The organism is Candidatus Cytomitobacter indipagum, from assembly GCF_008189285.1.
Classification (GTDB): Bacteria; Pseudomonadota; Alphaproteobacteria; order CAJXXZ01; family 1604HC; genus Cytomitobacter; species Cytomitobacter indipagum.
Genome location: NZ_CP043315.1, coordinates 1 through 20,056, shown reverse-complemented (window position 1 = coordinate 20,056; position 20,056 = coordinate 1). Strand labels below are relative to the sequence as shown.

The 20,056-nt window shown below is 30.0% G+C and carries 16 protein-coding genes and 2 tRNA genes; 5 read left to right on the top strand and 13 right to left on the bottom strand.

Translation table 11 applies throughout. The annotated features are described in order from the left end of the window. Positions 1-2: 2 nt before the first annotated feature. Together FZC35_RS00090 and FZC35_RS00085 are read right to left on the bottom strand one after the other, a co-directional pair. Positions 3-1,118 carry an MFS transporter gene (locus FZC35_RS00090; RefSeq protein WP_172618967.1) on the bottom strand — a complete coding sequence of 372 codons (1,116 nt, stop codon included), beginning with the start codon at positions 1,116-1,118 and terminating at the stop codon, positions 3-5. Between the two features lie 74 nt (positions 1,119-1,192). After that, positions 1,193-1,265, bottom strand: a tRNA-Lys gene (locus FZC35_RS00085). 92 nt (positions 1,266-1,357) lie between these two features. Here FZC35_RS00085 and FZC35_RS00080 point away from each other — a divergent pair. Beyond that, positions 1,358-1,429: transfer RNA gene (locus FZC35_RS00080), tRNA-Val, on the top strand. 140 nt (positions 1,430-1,569) lie between these two features. Here the strand turns inward: FZC35_RS00080 and FZC35_RS00075 are convergent. Next, positions 1,570-2,118, bottom strand: a complete 549-nt coding sequence (locus tag FZC35_RS00075; RefSeq protein WP_148980641.1) for a hypothetical protein — start codon at positions 2,116-2,118, stop codon at positions 1,570-1,572. 347 nt (positions 2,119-2,465) lie between these two features. Here FZC35_RS00075 and FZC35_RS00070 point away from each other — a divergent pair, with 347 nt between their 5' ends. Beyond that, complete coding sequence (locus FZC35_RS00070; protein ID WP_148980640.1) at positions 2,466-3,410, top strand: Ppx/GppA phosphatase family protein; 945 nt, start codon at positions 2,466-2,468, stop codon at positions 3,408-3,410. Positions 3,411-3,540: 130 nt separating this feature from the next. Then, positions 3,541-5,223, top strand: coding sequence for a leucine-rich repeat domain-containing protein (locus FZC35_RS00065; protein WP_148980639.1), 1,683 nt, complete (start codon positions 3,541-3,543; stop codon positions 5,221-5,223). Positions 5,224-5,522: 299 nt separating this feature from the next. Here the strand turns inward: FZC35_RS00065 and FZC35_RS00060 are convergent, their stop codons facing one another. After that, positions 5,523-7,202: a hypothetical protein gene (locus FZC35_RS00060; RefSeq protein ID WP_172618966.1), complete on the bottom strand. Its 1,680-nt coding sequence runs from the start codon at positions 7,200-7,202 to the stop codon at positions 5,523-5,525. After that, on the bottom strand, positions 7,202-7,888 hold the full coding sequence (locus tag FZC35_RS00055) for an undecaprenyl-diphosphate phosphatase (protein WP_148980637.1): 687 nt from the start codon (positions 7,886-7,888) through the stop codon (positions 7,202-7,204). Before FZC35_RS00055 ends, FZC35_RS00060 begins: the two co-directional genes overlap by 1 nt. 69 nt (positions 7,889-7,957) lie before the next feature. On the opposite strand from FZC35_RS00055, the gene FZC35_RS00050 reads away from it, so the two are divergent. Both FZC35_RS00050 and nth read left to right on the top strand, forming a co-directional pair. Continuing rightward, the gene (locus FZC35_RS00050; protein ID WP_172618965.1) at positions 7,958-8,635 is read left to right on the top strand and encodes a 4-hydroxy-tetrahydrodipicolinate reductase; all 678 of its coding nucleotides are present in this window, start codon (positions 7,958-7,960) and stop codon (positions 8,633-8,635) included. A 139-nt stretch (positions 8,636-8,774) separates the two neighbouring features. Next, the gene (gene nth, locus FZC35_RS00045) at positions 8,775-9,440 is read left to right on the top strand and encodes an endonuclease III (protein ID WP_148981141.1); all 666 of its coding nucleotides are present in this window, start codon (positions 8,775-8,777) and stop codon (positions 9,438-9,440) included. A gap of 262 nt (positions 9,441-9,702) precedes the next feature. Here nth and mutS read toward each other — a convergent pair whose 3' ends face one another. The 8 genes from mutS to FZC35_RS00005 form a co-directional block, all read right to left on the bottom strand. Beyond that, on the bottom strand, positions 9,703-12,087 hold the full coding sequence (gene mutS, locus FZC35_RS00040; RefSeq protein WP_148980635.1) for a DNA mismatch repair protein MutS: 2,385 nt from the start codon (positions 12,085-12,087) through the stop codon (positions 9,703-9,705). Between the two features lie 1,209 nt (positions 12,088-13,296). Continuing rightward, entirely contained in the window at positions 13,297-13,518 is a 222-nt protein-coding gene (locus tag FZC35_RS00035; RefSeq protein WP_148980634.1) for a hypothetical protein, read from the bottom strand. Next, positions 13,518-13,643 carry a type B 50S ribosomal protein L36 gene (gene ykgO, locus FZC35_RS00030; protein WP_148981140.1) on the bottom strand — a complete coding sequence of 42 codons (126 nt, stop codon included), beginning with the start codon at positions 13,641-13,643 and terminating at the stop codon, positions 13,518-13,520. The genes FZC35_RS00035 and ykgO overlap by 1 nt, the downstream gene beginning before the upstream one ends. 171 nt (positions 13,644-13,814) lie before the next feature. After that, positions 13,815-14,165 (bottom strand): hypothetical protein, encoded by a 351-nt coding sequence (locus tag FZC35_RS00025; RefSeq protein WP_148980633.1) that lies wholly within the window; start codon positions 14,163-14,165, stop codon positions 13,815-13,817. After that, the gene (locus FZC35_RS00020; RefSeq protein ID WP_148980632.1) at positions 14,162-16,723 is read right to left on the bottom strand and encodes a valine--tRNA ligase; all 2,562 of its coding nucleotides are present in this window, start codon (positions 16,721-16,723) and stop codon (positions 14,162-14,164) included. The genes FZC35_RS00025 and FZC35_RS00020 overlap by 4 nt, the downstream gene beginning before the upstream one ends. Next, the gene (locus tag FZC35_RS00015; protein WP_148980631.1) at positions 16,720-17,274 is read right to left on the bottom strand and encodes a hypothetical protein; all 555 of its coding nucleotides are present in this window, start codon (positions 17,272-17,274) and stop codon (positions 16,720-16,722) included. Before FZC35_RS00015 ends, FZC35_RS00020 begins: the two co-directional genes overlap by 4 nt. Before the next feature lie 184 nt (positions 17,275-17,458). Continuing rightward, positions 17,459-18,598 carry a type II secretion system F family protein gene (locus FZC35_RS00010; RefSeq protein ID WP_148980630.1) on the bottom strand — a complete coding sequence of 380 codons (1,140 nt, stop codon included), beginning with the start codon at positions 18,596-18,598 and terminating at the stop codon, positions 17,459-17,461. A 9-nt stretch (positions 18,599-18,607) separates the two neighbouring features. Next, entirely contained in the window at positions 18,608-20,008 is a 1,401-nt protein-coding gene (locus FZC35_RS00005) for a GspE/PulE family protein (protein ID WP_246118479.1), read from the bottom strand. Positions 20,009-20,056: the final 48 nt, after the last annotated feature.

Here is a 20,056-nt window from a genome sequence, read left to right as displayed (position 1 = left end):
TCTTAATCTTGCTGATTGGTCTTCAGGTCAGTATTTTTGAAATTCTTATTAATTTGAAATGCAAATAAAGATCCAAGGGACAATGGAATAATAATCATATATGCAAAACTAATAAACGAAGAGGCAAAAGATCCAATAAACATACTTGTATTATAAGCAATAATAGATGCGAAAATTGAACCTCTGCATTGAGAGCGCATATTTTTTAATCCGTACTGAAATGAAAATGCAATGCAAAATTGCATAAATGCCATCAACAATATAGCTCCAAATTTACACATTAAGGACAAAGAGGCTATTGCGGTCCATAAAATCACAAAATATCTATGAACATGCAAAATCCCACTTTCATTAAATATTTTATTCTTGTTGGAGTCCATTAATTTTCCAATTATGCTAACGCATATTATTGAAAATACTAACATAATTAACTTATATTTATATATAAAATACAAATCGCTATAACCATATTTAGTGTAAAATTGAGGCAAACACATATAAGCTATGATCAAAAATCCAGGAAATAGCAAAGTGTTTATAGAGTTTAATATTCCCTTAGAATGAGATATAAAATTAAACTGAGACATACTTTTTCTTACACGTTCAATCATTTCATAATTTACAGACCTTGATCTAAACAAAATCAAACCTAATGCTCCAGAAATCATAAAAGGAATCCTCCAATAAAAATCTAAAATCTGCTGACTGTTAAAAAATAATAATAAAATCCACGGTGATAAATTGGCTAAAATAGATCCTACAGTGGCACTAGAGATAACTAACCCTATCTTTGAACTAGACTCAGATGCGATGCAAACTGCAGAAGGAAATTCCACTGCATAAGAAATGCTTTGCAATAATCTTAATGTTATTAATACATATGTAGAAACCAAACCTATGGATTGATAAGTTGGCATTATAGATATAATTAAACTAGAAACAGACACAATCAACAATGATGCTTTTAATATTTTTTCTTGATCATGTCTAAAAAAACTAATTGCAAAAATTCCAAAAAATCTTGCAGCATATCCAGCAGAAAACAAATAAAACATTGAATTAAAATTTTCAGGGAAAAATACTTTAGATATAAAATAAGATAACTGCATAAAAAGCACGTAATCATAATATTCAAGCAAGGTTCCCAGATATGTGAAAGAAAAATAATTTCTAATAAATTTCATAAATTTCACAGGCGCTGTAGGGATCGAACCTACGACAATCTGATTAAGAGTCAGATGCTCTACCAACTGAGCTAAGCGCCCCTAAACGAAAACTTAGCACAAAGATGAAAATATTTAAAGAGATCAAATAAAATACTTTACAAAATCCTGTAATTTGATAGCATTGCTTGAGAGAGTGTGTAGCTCAGCGGTAGAGCACTACGTTGACATCGTAGGGGTCATAGGTTCAATCCCTATTACGCTCATTTTCTTTTTCATTTTTAAATTTCTTTGATTAAATTTCTTTGATTAAATTTTTTTGACATTTAATTAATTTAAAATTTTAGGATAAAATAATATTCATATTGCTAAGTCAAAATCATGAAATTACAAATTTTGAAAACTATTATCCAACTTTAAATCTTATAGATCTTGTTTGGCTTGCTGAATTATCGCTAAACTCATCTGTATTTCCATGTCTAACTTCATCTATATTTTCATTATGCTTTAATACGCTCCATTGACTACTACTTATTGAATAATATTCACTTCCTTGACTATCTTTGCATATCTTGATCCACAAATCACCATTATCTTCATCTATCACATAATATCCACCTATGGGAGTAGAATAACTATCTGATTCTTTAACGTTCACCAATCCAGACTTTTGAAGTTGAGCAAAAAATTTCTGAGTAGTATTTGCATAAATAGGCGCAGGACTATGACTTTCAGAATATAATCCAGGCAATTGTCCATTTTCATTCTTAAAATATTGAGCTGCAGAAATATAAACTTGCACATCATTTGACAAGCGATTTACTTGAGTTTTTCTAACCAACCCAACGCCTTTCATAACTGCAAATGTCATCAGGCTCATAATTATCAATACAAAACTAACTTCTAACAAACTAAGCGCTTTAAAAGTTTTTGGCACTTTTCTAAATATTTTCACAAACACAATTTAGCATGCAAAGCATGATCACGGAAGTTTCTTTGATATTTTTGCTGTTCGTCTTCTTACTATTTTTCTTTTAACTAAGTACTTATCTGACTTTATTGCAATCAACGTATTGTAGTTTTTATAAAAATTAAAATCTAAAATTACCATTATATTCTCCTGACACCTTACCATTTTACCGCCTAGCAGTAAATTTTGACTTTCGTAAACATGAATGATTAGTGTATGAATTAAATAAATACAATGTTAATCACATATAGTAAAAATGAATTTATTTTATTTATCTAGGCAAACATCATATAATTTATCATAAAACAAAAAAATATGTTAAATTTAGTATAATGAAATTTAATTACAATAACAAAGCAGCATGCATAGATTTGGGATCAAATCTTTGCAGGATGTTAATTGGATTTGCAAATAAAAACAAACCTTTGGGTTTTTCAATACTTAAGTCTGCAGCAAATGCTGTAAGATTAGGTGACAAAGTATATAAAACTGGATTAATTCAAGAAGATGCAGCCAACAGAACTATATCTTTTTTATACAAATGCATGCAAATAGCCAAACAATATGATGTAAAACGGATTGAATGCGTAGTAACTGCAGCATGCAGACTTGCTTCAAACAAAAATCATATAATAAAAAGAATTAAGAATGAAACAGGTCTAAATTTTAGAGTTATTGACCCAGATGAAGAGATATATTTATCTTCTTTAGGGTGTTCCGAGATTATGCCATATAAATATTCTTATGTAATTGACATGGGTGGTTGCAGTACTGAAATAGCTCTATGCCTAAAACATAATAACTCCGTGCATTTGAAAGAATGGATCTCTTTGCCAATTGGAATTTTAAAATTCCTTGAAAGCAATAGCGAATATTATATGGACCAGGAAACTGAAAATATAATAAGACAGTTTGCACATAGATGCATGAAAAATCACGCACAACAAAGCATACCTTTCATAATAGCTAAATCTGGAATTATGAGCACGCTTGCAAACCATACCCATTCTCTCAAAGATATAGATATCAAAATATTGCATGGCAAAATATTGCCTCTAATTCAAGTAAAGCAATCATTTGGAGAAATTATACGAGACATTGAAAGAAATGACAGAACTAACCAGAAAGACATTTCTACACGTGGAAGCTGTATTTTTATAGATAAAATTATATCAATAATATCTAATATATCAGTTATTGTTATGTCTAACGCTGGATTGCGAGAAGGCCTACTTTCTGTTGCATGTTCTAAAAATAATCAAAAAGCTTTCAGATAAATCAAGAAAAACTAAACATAGCGTGTAAAAAATTGCGCTAAAAGAAATAATTTATATTTATCTTTTTTGCATCAAACAAAAAAGATAAAAAAGCACTTGATTAATTATATTTATATGTTAATTTGTTAACATGAAACTTTTACTTAAAATTTTATCCTGTTTGATTTGCATCAACTTTAATGCAACAAATCACTTAACTAGACCTTTAAGTTCACTTATCGCACTATGCAATGAATCAAGCCCAAAAAATGATGAAGAGGTAAGAAGCGAAAATTTTCAACAAACCGCCCTCGAACTTGAGAAATGCATAGCCTCTCTCACTGAAATTGTATCGCATCTAAAGAGAATTAATGCATCTGCAATGAAAACAAAAAAAGAAGAGGAGGAATTTGCAAATAAATTCAAGCAAATGTCCTATTTTGCTAACTCTTCAAGCAAGTCATGCGATCAAGATGAGCCTGACAATCCAATCAAAGAATCACCATCACACTCAGTAATCTCTCACGATTCTTCTGTTGGGCCCTTTACTTCTAATGAAGAAGATTTATACACAGAAGAAGAAATAGAAAAATTAGAGGAAATTAGAAAAAAAGCAAAAACAACAATTTTTATGACCCCATTAGAATACCATAGAAACGCTCTTGAGCCTTTCAGCATTCGCACAGTTGCTTATTTGCCTTTAATGGATAAATATTATAAATTTATTGAAAAATTCGCACAACACATAGGGGAATACAAATCAATACTTGAGCGATTAGTTGATATGGACACAAAAAAGAAAATTAACTTTTATATTAAAGCTATAAATAAACATCGCATTGATATGAAACATGGAAATTTTCATTTGTTTGAAGATAGAGAAATATGCTCTGTCATAGATACCATAGCAAGTCATGTGCATAATATTAACAATCAAGATTCTGCAATCACATTATATTCTCAAGAAATTAATTTTTCTGTATATGCAGCGCAAACTGATCAAGACGAAAAAGAAAAAATAAAAAATCTATGCAAATCAGGTGGAATTATGCGAACAATTTACTACAGATGCGAAGGAATCTTACCTAACTCAGGAGATGTAAATCACCTTACTTTCTTCCGAAGCAATGGAGCTCCTGTAAAATCTATTTTAGATTTTGCAAAAAGAGAAATTGGATGCGCACCTAAAAGCTTAATTTTTGAAGGACTTGGACTTGAACTGCATGAGGCTGGGTATTTTGGAGACAATGAGCACAATCTAAAAATAATAAGGTTGATAAACTGCGAAATTAAAGAGTGGAGCAGCAAAGATGAGCGCATTGGAGGGTTGAAAGAAGTTAATGTTGGATTTAATGAGCTTGAATCTCTCCCTCCTTGCAAATTGATGAATGGAATACAATCTTTATTCATGACAGGAAATAGATTGCATAAATTAACTTCAGAATCATTAAAAGGACTTTATTATCCAACAATTGGAGGGCTTTGCATAAGTCATAATATTCTTACTGATCAAAGCATAATATTAAAATCATTGCACGCAATGTTTCCTCATTTAACTCATTTATGGATAGAAGGAAATGGAATCACAAACTTTGATTTAACGCAATTTAAGCATCTTATGTATTTCAATATGAGTAAGCAAATTAACAAACAAATAACATTAAAGCTTTCTGGAAAATTAGAAAAATTAATCGGAACAGGGATGGAAATTAATATAATCCAAATTCCATCTGAAAGAAAATTGCAATCTATTGAATGCAGTCAATTAATAGCAGATCGAGAAATCAAACTTGCAGTTGAAAAAACATGCACTGTTCGTGTTAATAGAAATTAAAGTTAATAGAAATTAAAAACTGCGAGCATTCAAAATCTTAATGCTGCTTTGCAACATTAAACAAACCTTCAGATATTTAGAAATTACATGAAAAATTCACAGCCTTCTTAGAGGTTCAAATTCTAAATTTATACCAAATCTAATTTTCCTTTAGAGGTTTAATTTTGTATATTTATACACTTAATTATTTCGTATTTATTGAATCTAATTAATTCAAACTCAACTCTTTGTTCATTTTTTCATATTATAGATTTTTCTTTGTTTTCTTTATTTGCTTTCTTCGTATTCTATCCTTTCCTTTAAAACATTCTTTTTTCAAGATCTAAAATATCTTTTTGATCATTAAGGAATTTTATATCATCCCTCCTATATTCATGAGATTGCTGCTTAATCTTTCTCTCTTTTCTATATCTGTTTCTGAAGAATGATGGCTCATATTCTTTTAGAAGTAAAATATTTTCCATCCCATCTATTTCAACAGGAATCTTCTTATCTTCTATTGTTTTTGGAGTCAACATCATCATCACAGACTTTTTTGTTGTATGGGTATTTTTATTAGACAAAACTAAATCTAACAATGGAACATTATGAGCACCAGGGAATCCTGATCTTCCTGATTCATTGATATTGCTATAAACCCCTCCAATTACAATTGTTTCATTAAGCTTTGCTTGAATTTGGGTTTGCAATTGAGCATGTATTGTACTTGCAGTGTCATTTAGAGACCCTGCATTATTTTTAAATATAGTTTTATTTATTTCTAAATCAATTGATAAAGCAACATCCTGATTTCCTACTTTGTTAGACTCTACAGATAACCTAACCCCAGATGGAATATTAGATATAGCAGACCCTACATCTCCTCCAGTGTTAACATAATTTCTATCACCAGATTCGAATGTTCCTCTTCCTCCTTGAGATGCGATTTGCATGACTGGCCTTGAAACAATATCTATCACAGAGCTACTTGAGTTTAATATGTTTAGATTATATCTAATGCTATCAAATCCAATTGAGAATGCCTTCTTAACTACTTTTCCTGTATTGCCACTTTCTTCATCAACAACCCAAGATCCATTCTCAAGATCATATCCTTTGCCTCTAGAATTAGAATAAACTGGCTCAGTATTTATTGCGCTTCCATCTTGTGATATTTTTCTATTACCAAATCTCACATGCAGCCCTTTAGAAAATTCATCTCTTTTAAATTCTTGCAAAGTTTCTAAGAAGTTGCTTCCTTTTGAAAAAGATCCGCTTTCATCAAAGCTCAAAATCACACACTCCACTGTAATGTTTTTATTCTCATCTTTTTGAACTTCTTGGCCTTCTGCTTCTGGAGAAAACTTAATTTTATTCATGCGAATATGAGTTCTTTTCCAATCTGTGATTCTACCTCTAATGTATTTTATTTCATCTAGGTCGTCTTCCATGACAGCGAATCTATTAGCAAGTTCTGCATGCTTTGGATTATTTTCTGCAGCATAAATCAAAGCTGCCAACCTATAAAGCAGCTTGTCTTCAGATAATTTCATAGCTTTATCTATACAATTTCTAGCTAATGTAATGTTTCTTGTTGCATAAGCAGCATTAGCCATTCCGTACAAAGCTTCAACGCTATTTTCATTTGTTAGCAATGTTTTTGCAAAAGCGCTTATTGCTTTCAAGTAATCATGCTCTCTTAAATAATATTTACCAATTGCCAATGACGCTTTGCAATTATTAGGATCAAGATTAAGGGCTCTTTTATAAGCAACAACTGACAATCCTGCGTAAGCTGGATCTTGTTGAGATAGCTTTTCATAAACCATTCCATTCATCAGATGCATTGATGCAGAGCTTTTCATGTTCAAATGCAAATTCAGTAATTTAGAAGCAGAACTCCAATCTCCTTTTTTTACACTAGAAGAAATTCTTCCATCGATAGTGTCTTTGCAATCAGATTTCTTGTCGCATCCAGCTGCCAAGAAACACAGAAGCATTATTCTCGTATATTTATACATATCAACATTCCCATAACTACTCTGTATATCCCTAATAAAAATAAATATTTGGTTAATTTTCTACATAAAAATATTGATAAAAAATACATAAAAGTACATGCTGTAAATTGGACAATACTTATCTGTATATAATTATATTTTAACAAGAATGCGCCTATAGAAGGAATGATATTAAGAATTAATGATAAATCTAAAGATTTCTTTCTATTAATTTTGAAAATTCTAAATGCAGTATAATATGTCCCTAAACTACTAGCTCCTGGAAAAAATGAAAATGAGCTTATGATTCCAACAAGCAATGACTGCAAATAACTAATATCATTTATACTTTCTATATTTTGACTTCTAAAATAATCAACTGCAAAAAATATTAATCCAAATAAAATTACAACAAAATAATTGTAATTCAAATAACAATTTCTCAATGCAAATCCAACCAATAATTTAGGCATCAATGCAATAAATAATTTCCAAGAAATTGATCCAAAAGAAAAGAAATCTACTAAAAGTTTAATGATTGTTTTGTGAAAAAATATTATAGCTACTATAGCAGTAATTCCATGCAAAATTGCAATGTTATCCAAGCTATACCCAAGCAACATTAGGTGCATTGATGAGCTAATTGGAAAAGCTTCAAAAATTCCATGCAAAAAATACTCTATCATGAGTTAAAATATCAACAATCTACCCAATATACAACTCCATTTTATTTGCTCAATGTGATAAATTTAGACATGAAATTATGCATAATAGGAGCAAATGGCAGAATGGGCCAAGCAATCATTGAAAGCGCTCAACAGCAAAATATAAATATACATTCTGTTGTTGTGAAAGAATGTACAGATTATGTTGGCCACAAACTATCTAAAGAAGTAAAAATTCTTCATAAAGTTGAAGACGGAGCTGATATAATAATAGATTTTTCAAATTCTCAAGCAAGCAAATCAAATGTAGAATATGCAAATAAATATCAAATTCCAATTCTAATAGGAACGACTGAAGGTCATAAAAAATCTGATTACAATAAATTCAATATCCCAATTATGTGGGCTCCAAACACATCAATTACATGGAATATTATGGAAAATGCTATTGAAAAAATATCATTAGCAAGTAAATTAGCTATACAAATAGGAGAAGTTCATCATAAAAACAAAAAAGATGATCCATCAGGCACAACAAAACAACTAGATGATAAAATCAACGCAGATAAAGTTTGGTCTCTCAGAGTTGGCAAAAACATGTCTATGCATCAATTTATGGGAATAAATGATTTAGAGATAGCAAGACTAGAACACCAAGTTCTTGATAGACAGCTTTATGCGCATGATGCATTAGTAATATGCAAATGGCTAATTATGCAAAAAAATCAATTGTTTATCATGCAAGATTTTATTAATGAAATAATTTAATTATAGACTTGCAATCACAAATTTAACTTTCAAGCTTATAATCATTCTATGAAGAAAAAATCCATACAAGCTACTCTCTATAAAAATTAAATAGGAACAACTTTATTAAATGCGCCATGTTGTGTATATATTAATTACAATGAAAACAAACCCTAAGCGCATAAATGAAATTTTCAAAATACTATCAAAAGATGAGCTGCCTGAAACTATTGCATTAGAACATGAGGATAATTATACACTTCTTGTTTCAACTATATTATCTGCCCAATCTACTGATAAACAAGTAAATAAAATTACTCCAGCATTATTTGCAGTCGCTTCTAATCCACAGCAAATAGTTGATTTAGGGTTTGATAAATTAATTGAATATGTAAAATCTATTGGATTATTTAGAGCAAAATCTAAGAATATTATAGCTTCTAGTCAAATGTTAATCGATGATTTCAAATCTGAAGTGCCAGACAATATAGAAGATTTGCTAAAACTTCCTGGAGTCGGGAGAAAAACTGCTAATGTAGTTTTAAATTTTGGATTTAGGAAGCCAACTTTTCCTGTAGACACTCATGTTTTCAGAACTGCAAACAGACTAGAAATGTCAAATGGAAACACTCCTGAAAAGGTAGAAAAAGATTTAGAAAAATATGTTCCTGAAGAATGGGCTTTAGAAGCTCATAATTTTCTTGTGTGGCATGGAAGAAACACTTGCAAAGCACGCAATCCTAAATGTGATGGATGTTCTTTGAGGAAGATATGCAACTTCAATTATGAAGAATCAAAACACAATTATGTGCATATAGACGAATAGGAGCAAAAACATGCTCCTTGAGCAAGATATTTAACTTCAATTATAAGAAATCAAAGCTCAACTATATTTATTATATATGAATGAGAACGCAAACATGTTCCCTGAAAAAAAATACGCAGCTTCAATTGCGAAGAACCAAAGCGCAACTATATAGTGAAAGATGCAATTATTCGCATAAAGGTAATTAAAGAATAGGCAAACATATATCAAAAAAAATTAAGCATTAATAAATGTACGCATTGAGAAATTCATATGACACTCATCAAGAATCATTAACAATTTGCTCAGCTCTATCTATCACCTCTTGTGGCAATCCAGCCATTTTACATACATCAAAAGCGTAAGATGTTTTTGAGCAACCCTCCACCACTTTATGCAAAAATGAAATTTTGTTTTCAGCCTTTTCAATTTTGATAGTTGCACATGATATATTTTCATCCTCAAGAGACCTATTAACCAATTCATGATAATGAGTTGCAAAAAATGTTCTAGCTTTCTTCTTAGATAGATTCTCCATGATTGCTGATGCAATAGCGCTTCCTTCTTTTGTAGATGTCCCTCTTCCAACTTCATCGATCACAATTAAGCTGTTCTTAGTAGATTGATTCAAAATGCATGCAGTTTCTGTCATTTCTATCATAAAAGTAGACATTCCTTTAGACAAATTATCAGAGGCCCCAACTCTAACAAACACTTCTTCTACAATTCCCATATTTACATAACTGGCTGGCACATAACAACCAGAATGAGCCATTACTGTAATAATTGCATTTTGTCTAAGATAAGTGCTTTTTCCCGACATATTTGGACCTGTCATAAGCATAAATTTCTTTTTATTCAAATCACAATCATTAGATGTAAAATTTTCATTCTTGCAAATCTTCTCAACTACAGGATGCCTTCCTTCTTTTACAACAAAATTATTTCCGCTATTCATAATGGGTTTGCAATAATTATTTTCAACAGCTATTTTTGCCATAGCAACTGCAATATCAATAATCGCAATGCTCTTAGCAATTCTCAAGATATTAACCTGCTCTTGTTTGGCAAACTTAATAATCTCATCAAAAATTACCGCTTCTTGAACACGAATAGAATCACAAAGATTTGATATTCTGGAATTTATTTCATTAAGAGTGTCATTCATGTATCTAGAGATTGAGGCTAGAGATTGAACTTTTGCAAAATTATATGGAACTTTTCCTTTTTCTGAGTTTGCAATTTCAATATGATATCCCAACGCGTTATTGTGAATAATTTTCAAGCTAAGAATTTCATGAGAATTCTTGTATTGCTTTTCTAAATTTGGAATTTGAGATTCATAAAGCTCTTTTTGCGCTTTTTCCTCATCTAATTTACTACTGTATCCAGATCTCACAAATCCATTTTCTTTGGAAACAGGATTATAATCCATGGAATCAAGTATTTTTTCTATTATCTTATCATTATCAGTTAGAAACTGAATTTCTTTCTGAATATCTATAGGCAAAACAAGCTTATGCAGCAAATGATAAATATTCTTAGCATATACCAAGCTATTAGCAATGCTTATTAAATCTTCTGGACAACTTCTTCTAAATGCAACTCTTCCAATATCACGCTCTAAATCACTGCAAAGCATAAGATGCTCTCTGATTTGCCCTATTAAATCATTATTTTTTACAAAGAATTCAACAGAATCTAATCTTCTTCTTATCAATGATAAACTTTTAAGTGGAGACATTAATCTAAATTTTAATAACCTTGCCCCAGATGACGTAACTGTACAATCTAAAATACCAAATAAAGTTTCTTTAGAATCTCCTTGTAGATTTTTTGAAATTTCTAAATTATCTCGCGTAAATTTATCTAAATGCATCAAATAACTGTTGTTTAATTTAGCAATTGGTTTTAGCTTTATTTCATTTGTTTTTTGTGTGTACATTAAATAATTTGCCAAATAACCTGCAGCTATAGTAGATGAATCTTTCATTTGTCCAAAACCATCTAAATGAGAAACTTGATAAATGGCTTTTAAATCTTTCTGACTCTGATTTAGATTATACTCATCTTCATCAACAAAGCTAATTATATTTTTCCATTCAGAAATTTCATCCATTAATTCTTCATTAAATTCTGCGATTGATTTTGGCATAAGGCATTCGCTAGGGCACCATTTTGCTATTACATTTCTTATTTCTTTCGCAGAAACTTCTTCAACAAAAAAATCACCAATCGATAAATCGACTATAGCATACGATGTCATGCCAAAAGAAATTGGACTAAAACACATCAAAAAATTGTAAGATTTAGAATCTAACATTGAAGATTCTGTAACTGTGCCAGCAGTAACGACCCTAACAACATCTCTTTTTAACGGAGCTTTTTTATCAACTCTAATTCCAGTATCTTCAACCTCTTCGCACAATGCAACCTTGTGTCCAGAACGAACTAATTGATTAATGTAAGAGCTACTTGAATGATGAGGTATTCCACACATAGGAATTTTAGCTTTTCCATGGGAAGTTAAAGTGATATTAAGATTATGGGATGCTTTTTTAGCATCATTAAAGAACATCTCATAAAAATCACCTACCCTAAAGAACAAAATACAATCATCATAATTCTCTTTTAATTCACAGTATTGTTTTATTAATGGAGTATGCATAAAACTGCCTTTCAAATAACTAATTATCAGCAATTTTACAACTTTTCAACATCTAATAATATAGACAGGAAAGCTAATGATATTTAGAATGCTAACAAATTGAGAAAAAATATCTCTAAAATGATCCTAATTTTTACAAATTTATATGTTAATTTGCAAGATAGATCTTAATAATAACTTTCGAGATTATGCGTTACTTTAAAATGATTTGAAAATTGAAAATCTACAATTCATTAATTTGAAATTTACAATGATCTAGTTGTGATTTTCCTAACTAGATTAAGAGTCTATAAATGGTTTGTCTTAATTCATCTATAGATTGTGTTTATTACTAAGAAAGCAACTTACATTGCTTATAATTCTCATAAAATAGCACAATGATATCTCTTGATTACATGCTGATCAAAACTTTTGAAAACTTAATTGGAATTTCTGCAAATTATATATTGATAATAGCCTTTTAAAATTTAATGAGAATTTTTGCAACTTACATATTTAATCAAAACTCTTGCAGATTGGGCAATCTTTGAAATAAATTAATCAGAACCTTCTCAGATTGAATAATTCTTGAAATAAATAATTAAGGAAACTAGAATTTGTGGAATAAATTTAACGAAGGATTTTAAAATCCAAGTAACTATAACTTCTACAACCCACACATTGATTAAGACTATAATTCTTTAGATAAATTAATGCGTGCATTTAAAATGCTTAATTGGGATTTTTGCAACTTACACATTTAATCAAAACTCTTGCAGATTAGACAATCTTTGAAATAAATTAATCAGAACCTTCTCAGATTGAATAATTCTTGAAATAAATAATTAAGGAAACTAGAATTTGTGGAATAAATTTAATGAAATATCTTTTAATGACAAAAATACCTCTTAAGAGCAAATATTGAATGATTTTTAGGGGAATTCAAGAAAACTTCAAGATTTCGCAATGAATTGCTTCAACAAACTCAATAAAACTCGAAATTAAACTAGAAAAATTTATAAAATTCTATAATAAAATTGATTGATAGGCTTTTCTGCAATGAAATTGATTTATAAATTATTTGTAAATTATCTGATGGAGATCCCATCTATTTGTTTGTAATCTTGCAAAGCAATTCGTATTAAATATGCCAAAAAAATATTACAAGATCTGAAACAGATCATTGATTATAGTGCTTATAATTAAAAATTATTAAAGATCAATGCAAAACTAGGCTTTGTATTCATCATCATCGTCATCTTCGACATATTTATCTTGATTAACAAAACGCTTAAAAAGGTCGTCTTCATCTAATACTCCCTTATAGAATTCGCAATAAGCTATATACCCAACATTATCGCTATTGATCTTTTCCTTAGGCATTTCTCCATTGGTCAAATCCTTAGCTCTTTGAGTCATAGCCAAAATACTTTTAAAATTATTTTGGCTCATTAGCCTTGTCTTGCCTTATATCTAGGATATTTTTTATTGATTACGTAAACTCTTCCTTTTCTTTTGACTATTTTACAATCTTTGTGTCTTAGTTTTAGAGTTTTTAAAGAACTTGCTACTTTCATAATATCTACATTAAAACACATTATCGAGAAAAATTCAATTAACTTAGAGAGATTAATTCAATATTGAAGCAAAAAAGACTTAAACACTTGGATCGCTGAATAAATTAATAATATTTATATTATCAGGCTAAAAGCATTTTATTGCCCTATTCAGCTTAAATGATATGCTTGTTATCCTGTTGAAGCAGATCCAATATAGCTGAATAATTCATCAATCCATTTGGTTTTCACTAAATTAGGCTTCACATGATTTGCAATCCTTGGCTTGCTGTTTGAAAATCCAGAATTATACGAACAAACTTTTCCATTCTTAATTTCTATTCTAGCCCAATTCATTTTCTTCCCATAAGATTCAAAGTAGAATAAGGCGTTTTTATTCATTGGATGAGAAATCACAGACTTCCCATATTTAGAATACAAATCATTCTCTGAAATGCCTAAAACACTCTTGTTCATTATAAATCCATGTTTTGAATCGCATCCATACAACAGAAATGCAACTACAGCGACAAATATTTTCATAATGAATTCTCCAACATACTAATTAAATTGTCCATCTTTTTTAGATCTCCTCCTAGAATTTTTACTCTTTTGATCATCTCTTCTCTAACTTCTTGCGGAGCTTTTGAAATAAATTCGTTATTATTGCATTTGGCGCATATCATGTCATATTCTTTTTGCATATTTTCTTTCATTTTATTCAACTTTATATTTATTTCATTAGAATTAAAATTCTTAATTGGAATGCTCAAAAATCCATCAGAAATAGGATAAGGAATATGCTCTTCTGAATATGCATTTTCAGATAGCTGAATTTCACATTTTGAAATCTGATTAATAATTCCATACATATTTTTATATTCTTGATTATTTGTCACATGCAAAATAGGTTTTTTCTCTATCTCAAATGCAGCTTTTATAAATCTTATTGCGTCAATTGCTTTTTTTGCAAAATTTACTTCATCGTTATTAATTAATTCAACTGAGTTCTCAGACATTTCATGATTCAATATATCTTTGCCAAATAAATCTTTGTAAATATATGAAGTTAAAAATGGAATAAATGGATGCAAACAAACAGATATCTTCTTAATAGAATTTGCCAATACATACTTTGTTTCATCTTTATATTCTGAATTCAACAAATATTTAGATCCTTCCAAATACCAACTACAAAAAACATCCCAAACCATTTTATACACCTTGCTAGCAGCATGATACAAATCCCAACTTCTAATGCATTTATTAATATCATATATTCTGTGATCAACTTCATTTTGAATCCAAATATTCCACGCATGATTTATTTTTATATTTTCATCAATTTTTATTTCATCTGAAGTTGAATTCATTTCATTTCCAAGGTGGTGTTTTGCATATTTGTACAAATTCCATATTTTTATACAAAAATGCCTTGAATGCTCAATATTCTTATCTCCAAATTTAACATTCTTTCCAGGAATCGAAGAATAAAGCAAAGCAAACCTCAAGACATCTTTGCCCTCCTTATCAACAACTTCCATAGGATCTATTGCATTATTTTTTGATTTAGACATTTTCTTTCCAAATCCATCTTGAACTAACCCATGCAAATAAACTTCTTTAAAAGGAACATTTTTCTTGAAAAAGCATCCAAACATAATCATTCTTGCTACCCAGAAAAATAATATATCACTTCCAGTAACCAAAAAATCATTTGGATAAAAATCAGAACTTAAATTATTATTTTCAATTGTTGTAAATGACCACAACCCCGATGAAAACCATGTGTCTAACACATCTTCATCTTGCTTTAAGTCTTTTATATTTAACTTCATTTTCAAAGCTTTTTTCTCAGCTTCTTCCTTATTGATTGCAACGATTACTTTGCCTTCACAATACCAAACAGGAATTCTATGCCCCCACCATAGTTGTCGAGAAATGCACCATGGTTGAATATTGTTCATCCAATGTTTATATGTATTTACAAGGTAATCAGGGTAAATTTCAATATCTTTTAATGCTTCTAGAGCTTGCTTTGCAAGATCAGATGTGTCAATAAACCATTGATCAGTTAATCTTGGCTCTAGCACAGTTCCAGATCTATCTCCTTTTGGAATTACATGCTTAATATTTTCAATCTTCTCTAAATAATCTCCTAAATCATCTTCAAGCATCTTTCTAACTATAAATCTATCCAAACCAATATATTTACTTGGCACTAAATCGCTGCAAAGCATGCCTTTTTGATCAATAATGCTACAGTTATCTAAATTGTGATCTTGCCCAATCTCAAAATCCAGAAAATCATGCGCAGGAGTAATTTTAACAGCTCCAGTTCCAACATTTATCTCACATCTCTCATCTGAAATTATTTTTATTTTTCGATTTGTTAAAGGAATTCTAGCAAATTTTCCTATCATTCCTTCATATCGTTCATCATTAGGATTTACGGCAATAGCCTGATCTCCAAACAATGTTTCTGGCCTTGTCGTTGCAACAACTATCTCTTTCAAATCATCATCATCTAAATCATACTTAATGTAATATAACGACCCCTTCATTTCTTCAGATTTTACCTCTAGATCAGAAATAGCCGTTTCCAATTGCACGTCCCAATTAATCATCTTTTTTGCTTTGTAAATTAATCCGCTATTATAAAGCTCACAAAATGCCTTGGATACAGAAATTTGCATGTCGTCATCCATGGTAAATTTTGCATAATCCCAATTTAATAAAAGACCAAGCGATTTTAATTGATCATATATATTCTCCTGATATTTTTCTTTCCAATCCCATACTTTTTCTAAGAAATTTTCTCTCCCTAGATCATATTTGGTCAATGGGGCGATAGATTTCTCAACCAATATTTGAGTTGCTATTCCTGAATGATCTGTGCCAGGAATCCATAATATATTTCTTCCATGCAACTTCTCAAACCTTACCCTAAGGTCTTGTACAAAGGCATTTAAAGCATGCCCAATATGCAATCTTCCAGTTATGTTTGGTGGAGGCAAAACAACAACCCCATCGTACTTTTTTGTATCAAAATTAGCAGATTTACATTTCTCTATTTCTTTAATATTTTCTATAAAGCTCATTTATTCCTCATAATTTTTCTGATTACATCTTCAATAGTTTCATGCAATCTATCTTGAATAACATTCCCAATCAAATGATCTATAGTTTGCTTAATATAAGAATGATAACCCTTAACATGCTTTATTAAGATGTTATTTATATATTCTTCAGAAATGCGCTCTTCAATTGCACTAGAAATTATACTCTTCATCAAATCCTGAGAAATATCCTTAATATCAATTTTAGAAGAAAGAGTATTCATGATTTCTTGCTTATTATTTTTAAACCAAGAATTAAACATAGGGCCAATCAAATCATTTAATTCACTTTCTTTAATTTTCAATTTCTCTGTTTTCTGAATTGAAACATACTTTTCATCTATTTCTTTTAATTCCCCCAAAGCGTGTTTAATGTGTTTTATAGAATCATCTTCTTGAATCACAGAACCGCTCCTAAGAGCCTTACTTTCCTCAAGATAAAAATCTTCATCAAATTTCTTTTCTGTAGAATGCTCAGTTATATTTTTGCCATTTCTAATTGAAGCTAATATATCTTCTAAAGATTTGCTCATATAAATAATTTAACATATTCAATACAAAAATGAATCATGCCCCCCCAAACAAATACAATTTTACTCCTAATAAATTTCTTATATATTCGACGCTCTAAAACTAAACAGAGAAAGAACTATAAACAGGAACCATAATTGAATATATTATTAAACTAATTAGCCCAGTTATGGTTGATAACTGTCATCAAACAGAGAAAGAACTATAAACAGGAACCATAATTGAATATACTATTAAACTAATTAGCCCAGTTATTAAAGACAAAATTACTGGCTGCAAATAATCACCTATCCCATCTATAATCTTAAACATTTCCATTTCATACATCTCTGAAATAACATGAAAACCATCCTGTAAATTGGCAGATTTCTCGTATAAATCAATTAACTTGCATAACCTCTCTTCTATTCCTGCATTTTGAAAAGCATTGCTTATTGATTCTCCAGATTCTACGCTACTACACACCTCTTCTATCATGTACGCATTTCTTCTGACTAACATGCAATCTTTTGCAATTCTAAATCCATTTATTAGTCTTATCTCATTACTAAGAAGCATGCTACTTACATAAAAGAAAAAGGAAAAATCTCTGTACATTCTATATTTTCTAACAAAAGGAATAATATCCAATAAATCGCTCATTCTTTCTCTAAAAATAAACGCCAGAAAAGGCAAAGATGCAAAGGAAAGTACGTACAGTCCAAAATGAGATGAAATATGATTCATAATGGACAAAGGAGCTGGAATATCCTGATTTGTTTGTTGCATTAAATCTACTATGCTTGGAATTAATAAATTCAACACAACGGAAAAAGAAATCAAAAAGAAAACACATAATAAAATTGGATATCTCATATTCTTTTTTATCTTATTTCTATGTTTATGCATTTTTTTGTAATATTGGGATAAAAACACACAAAATTTATTAATAGAACCAACTTTATCTATTACTGAAAAAATTCCAATGTTGCTCTTATTGAACTGTTTTTTATTTTTTAATAGAGCTTCAGAAAAAGAAAACCCTTTTACGATTAAAAGCTTAATATTTATACACATTGAACTTGACCGTATAGAGCATTCATAAATCATATCCAGCGATTTATCCAAAGCAAGTCCATTAAGCATAAATTTGGATAAAAAATCAAACATCAAGAACAAATCAGAATCACTTAACTTATTTCCAAAGAAAACAATTTTTCTTTTTAAAGAAACAACGCTCATATCTTTGTGATCCATAACCATCATTGCATCTTCGAAACTATTTGCCTCAAGAAGTCCAGATTTTCTAACTCCAGATTTAGACAAAGCCAAGTATTTAAATAACATCAAACAACATCAAGACATATCTATGGATCTGGAAACCTCTTCAAGAGTTGTCTCTCCAGACACAATCTTTTTTCTTGCATCAAAGGATATTTCACAGAAATCTTCAGGAACTATATCTGATAAATTATTTTTCATCATTATGTTTCCTGTTTTTCTTTTTCCATCTACAAACAAACTCTCTGCAACCACAACACGCCCATCAAATCCAGTGTAATCACACTTAGCGCAACCATTTGCTTCAAAAATAAAACTGCTTCCTTTTGAATGATATTTTATGCAGTCAGGAATATTATTTTTAGCCAAAACCTTACAACAACACAATTTTCTAACCAATCTCTGAGAAACAATGCCTTTTAAGTATTGAAATATCAAGCTCTTTTCTATTCCAAACTCTACAAGTCTATCAAAAACCCCAAAAGCATTATTGGTATGCATTGTTGTAAAAACCTTATGACCTGTCATAGCCGCTCTCATGACCATATGAGCTGTATCAGAATCTCTTATCTCACCTATCAACATAACATTAGGATCCTGCCTCAGAAGAGACTTTATTCCAGAAGCAAAGCTCATATTTGGAGACTTATTTATATCTGTTTGCCTAACAAAAGGGATATAAGATTCTATTGGATCTTCAAGAGTTACAATGTTGTTTGATTTAGGATCTAATCTAGACAATATACTATACAAAGAAGTGGTTTTTCCAGATCCAACAGGTCCAGTAAAAATGATTAATCCATCAGGGGTCTCTATAAATTTATTTATATCCTCCATGATGTGGCCAGAATAATTTAAATTGTTTAAGTTTATTGATTTGCTATTCCCCAAAACCCTCAAAACTATATTTTCTCCATGCATAGTTGGATGACAAGCAACTCTAAAATCTATTTGTTTTCCAGAAATCTCTTTAGAAAAACTTCCATCTTGAGGAATTCTTGTCTCAGATATATCTAAATCAGATAGAATTTTTATCCTAACAGAAACAGACGCCCATTTTTCTTTTTCAAACTCAAGAACCTCTCTCAGAATCCCATCTACTCTATATTTAACAAAAACACTTTTTTTGGCAGGGCAAAAATGTATATCGGAAGCTTTTTTAGTAAAAGCATCTATGATAATTTTATCGCATACATATTCTCCAGAATCATTTGCTTGAGATCGATCTATAGAAAAATTAAATTTACTGTAAAGTTTCTTGATGTGAAAAACGATCGAGCCTTCTTTGCACACTCTAAAAACAATATCGTCAAATTTCACATAAGAAGAAATTTCTTCGACCAAATCTTTGTTGTCTTCTTCTGATACTACAAACAATACATTGTTGGAACATTCAAGAGGAAGCAACTTGTTTTTAATGCAAAAATTTTCAGGAAACAAAGAAAGAAGACTTTCTTCAACAAAAACATCTTCCATATCTAATTCAGATAAATATTCATTTGGTTTAATGTTTGCATTTATCAT

Excerpts from the sequence above, each read along its gene's own strand:
- ykgO (WP_148981140.1), bottom strand. The coding sequence starts at position 13,643 with ATGAAAGTAGCAAGTTCTTTAAAAACTCTAAAACTAAGACACAAAGAT.
- FZC35_RS00070 (WP_148980640.1), top strand. The coding sequence starts at position 2,466 with ATGAAATTTAATTACAATAACAAAGCAGCATGCATAGATTTGGGATCA.
- mutS (WP_148980635.1), bottom strand. The coding sequence starts at position 12,087 with ATGCATACTCCATTAATAAAACAATACTGTGAATTAAAAGAGAATTAT.
- FZC35_RS00055 (WP_148980637.1), bottom strand. The coding sequence starts at position 7,888 with ATGATAGAGTATTTTTTGCATGGAATTTTTGAAGCTTTTCCAATTAGC.
- FZC35_RS00065 (WP_148980639.1), top strand. The coding sequence starts at position 3,541 with ATGAAACTTTTACTTAAAATTTTATCCTGTTTGATTTGCATCAACTTT.
- FZC35_RS00035 (WP_148980634.1), bottom strand. The coding sequence starts at position 13,518 with ATGAGCCAAAATAATTTTAAAAGTATTTTGGCTATGACTCAAAGAGCT.
- FZC35_RS00025 (WP_148980633.1), bottom strand. The coding sequence starts at position 14,165 with ATGAAAATATTTGTCGCTGTAGTTGCATTTCTGTTGTATGGATGCGAT.
- FZC35_RS00015 (WP_148980631.1), bottom strand. The coding sequence starts at position 17,274 with ATGAGCAAATCTTTAGAAGATATATTAGCTTCAATTAGAAATGGCAAA.
- FZC35_RS00050 (WP_172618965.1), top strand. The coding sequence starts at position 7,958 with ATGAAATTATGCATAATAGGAGCAAATGGCAGAATGGGCCAAGCAATC.
- FZC35_RS00005 (WP_246118479.1), bottom strand. The coding sequence starts at position 20,008 with ATGGAAGATGTTTTTGTTGAAGAAAGTCTTCTTTCTTTGTTTCCTGAA.
- FZC35_RS00020 (WP_148980632.1), bottom strand. The coding sequence starts at position 16,723 with ATGAGCTTTATAGAAAATATTAAAGAAATAGAGAAATGTAAATCTGCT.
- FZC35_RS00010 (WP_148980630.1), bottom strand. The coding sequence starts at position 18,598 with ATGTTATTTAAATACTTGGCTTTGTCTAAATCTGGAGTTAGAAAATCT.
- nth (WP_148981141.1), top strand. The coding sequence starts at position 8,775 with ATGAAAACAAACCCTAAGCGCATAAATGAAATTTTCAAAATACTATCA.
- FZC35_RS00060 (WP_172618966.1), bottom strand. The coding sequence starts at position 7,202 with ATGCTTCTGTGTTTCTTGGCAGCTGGATGCGACAAGAAATCTGATTGC.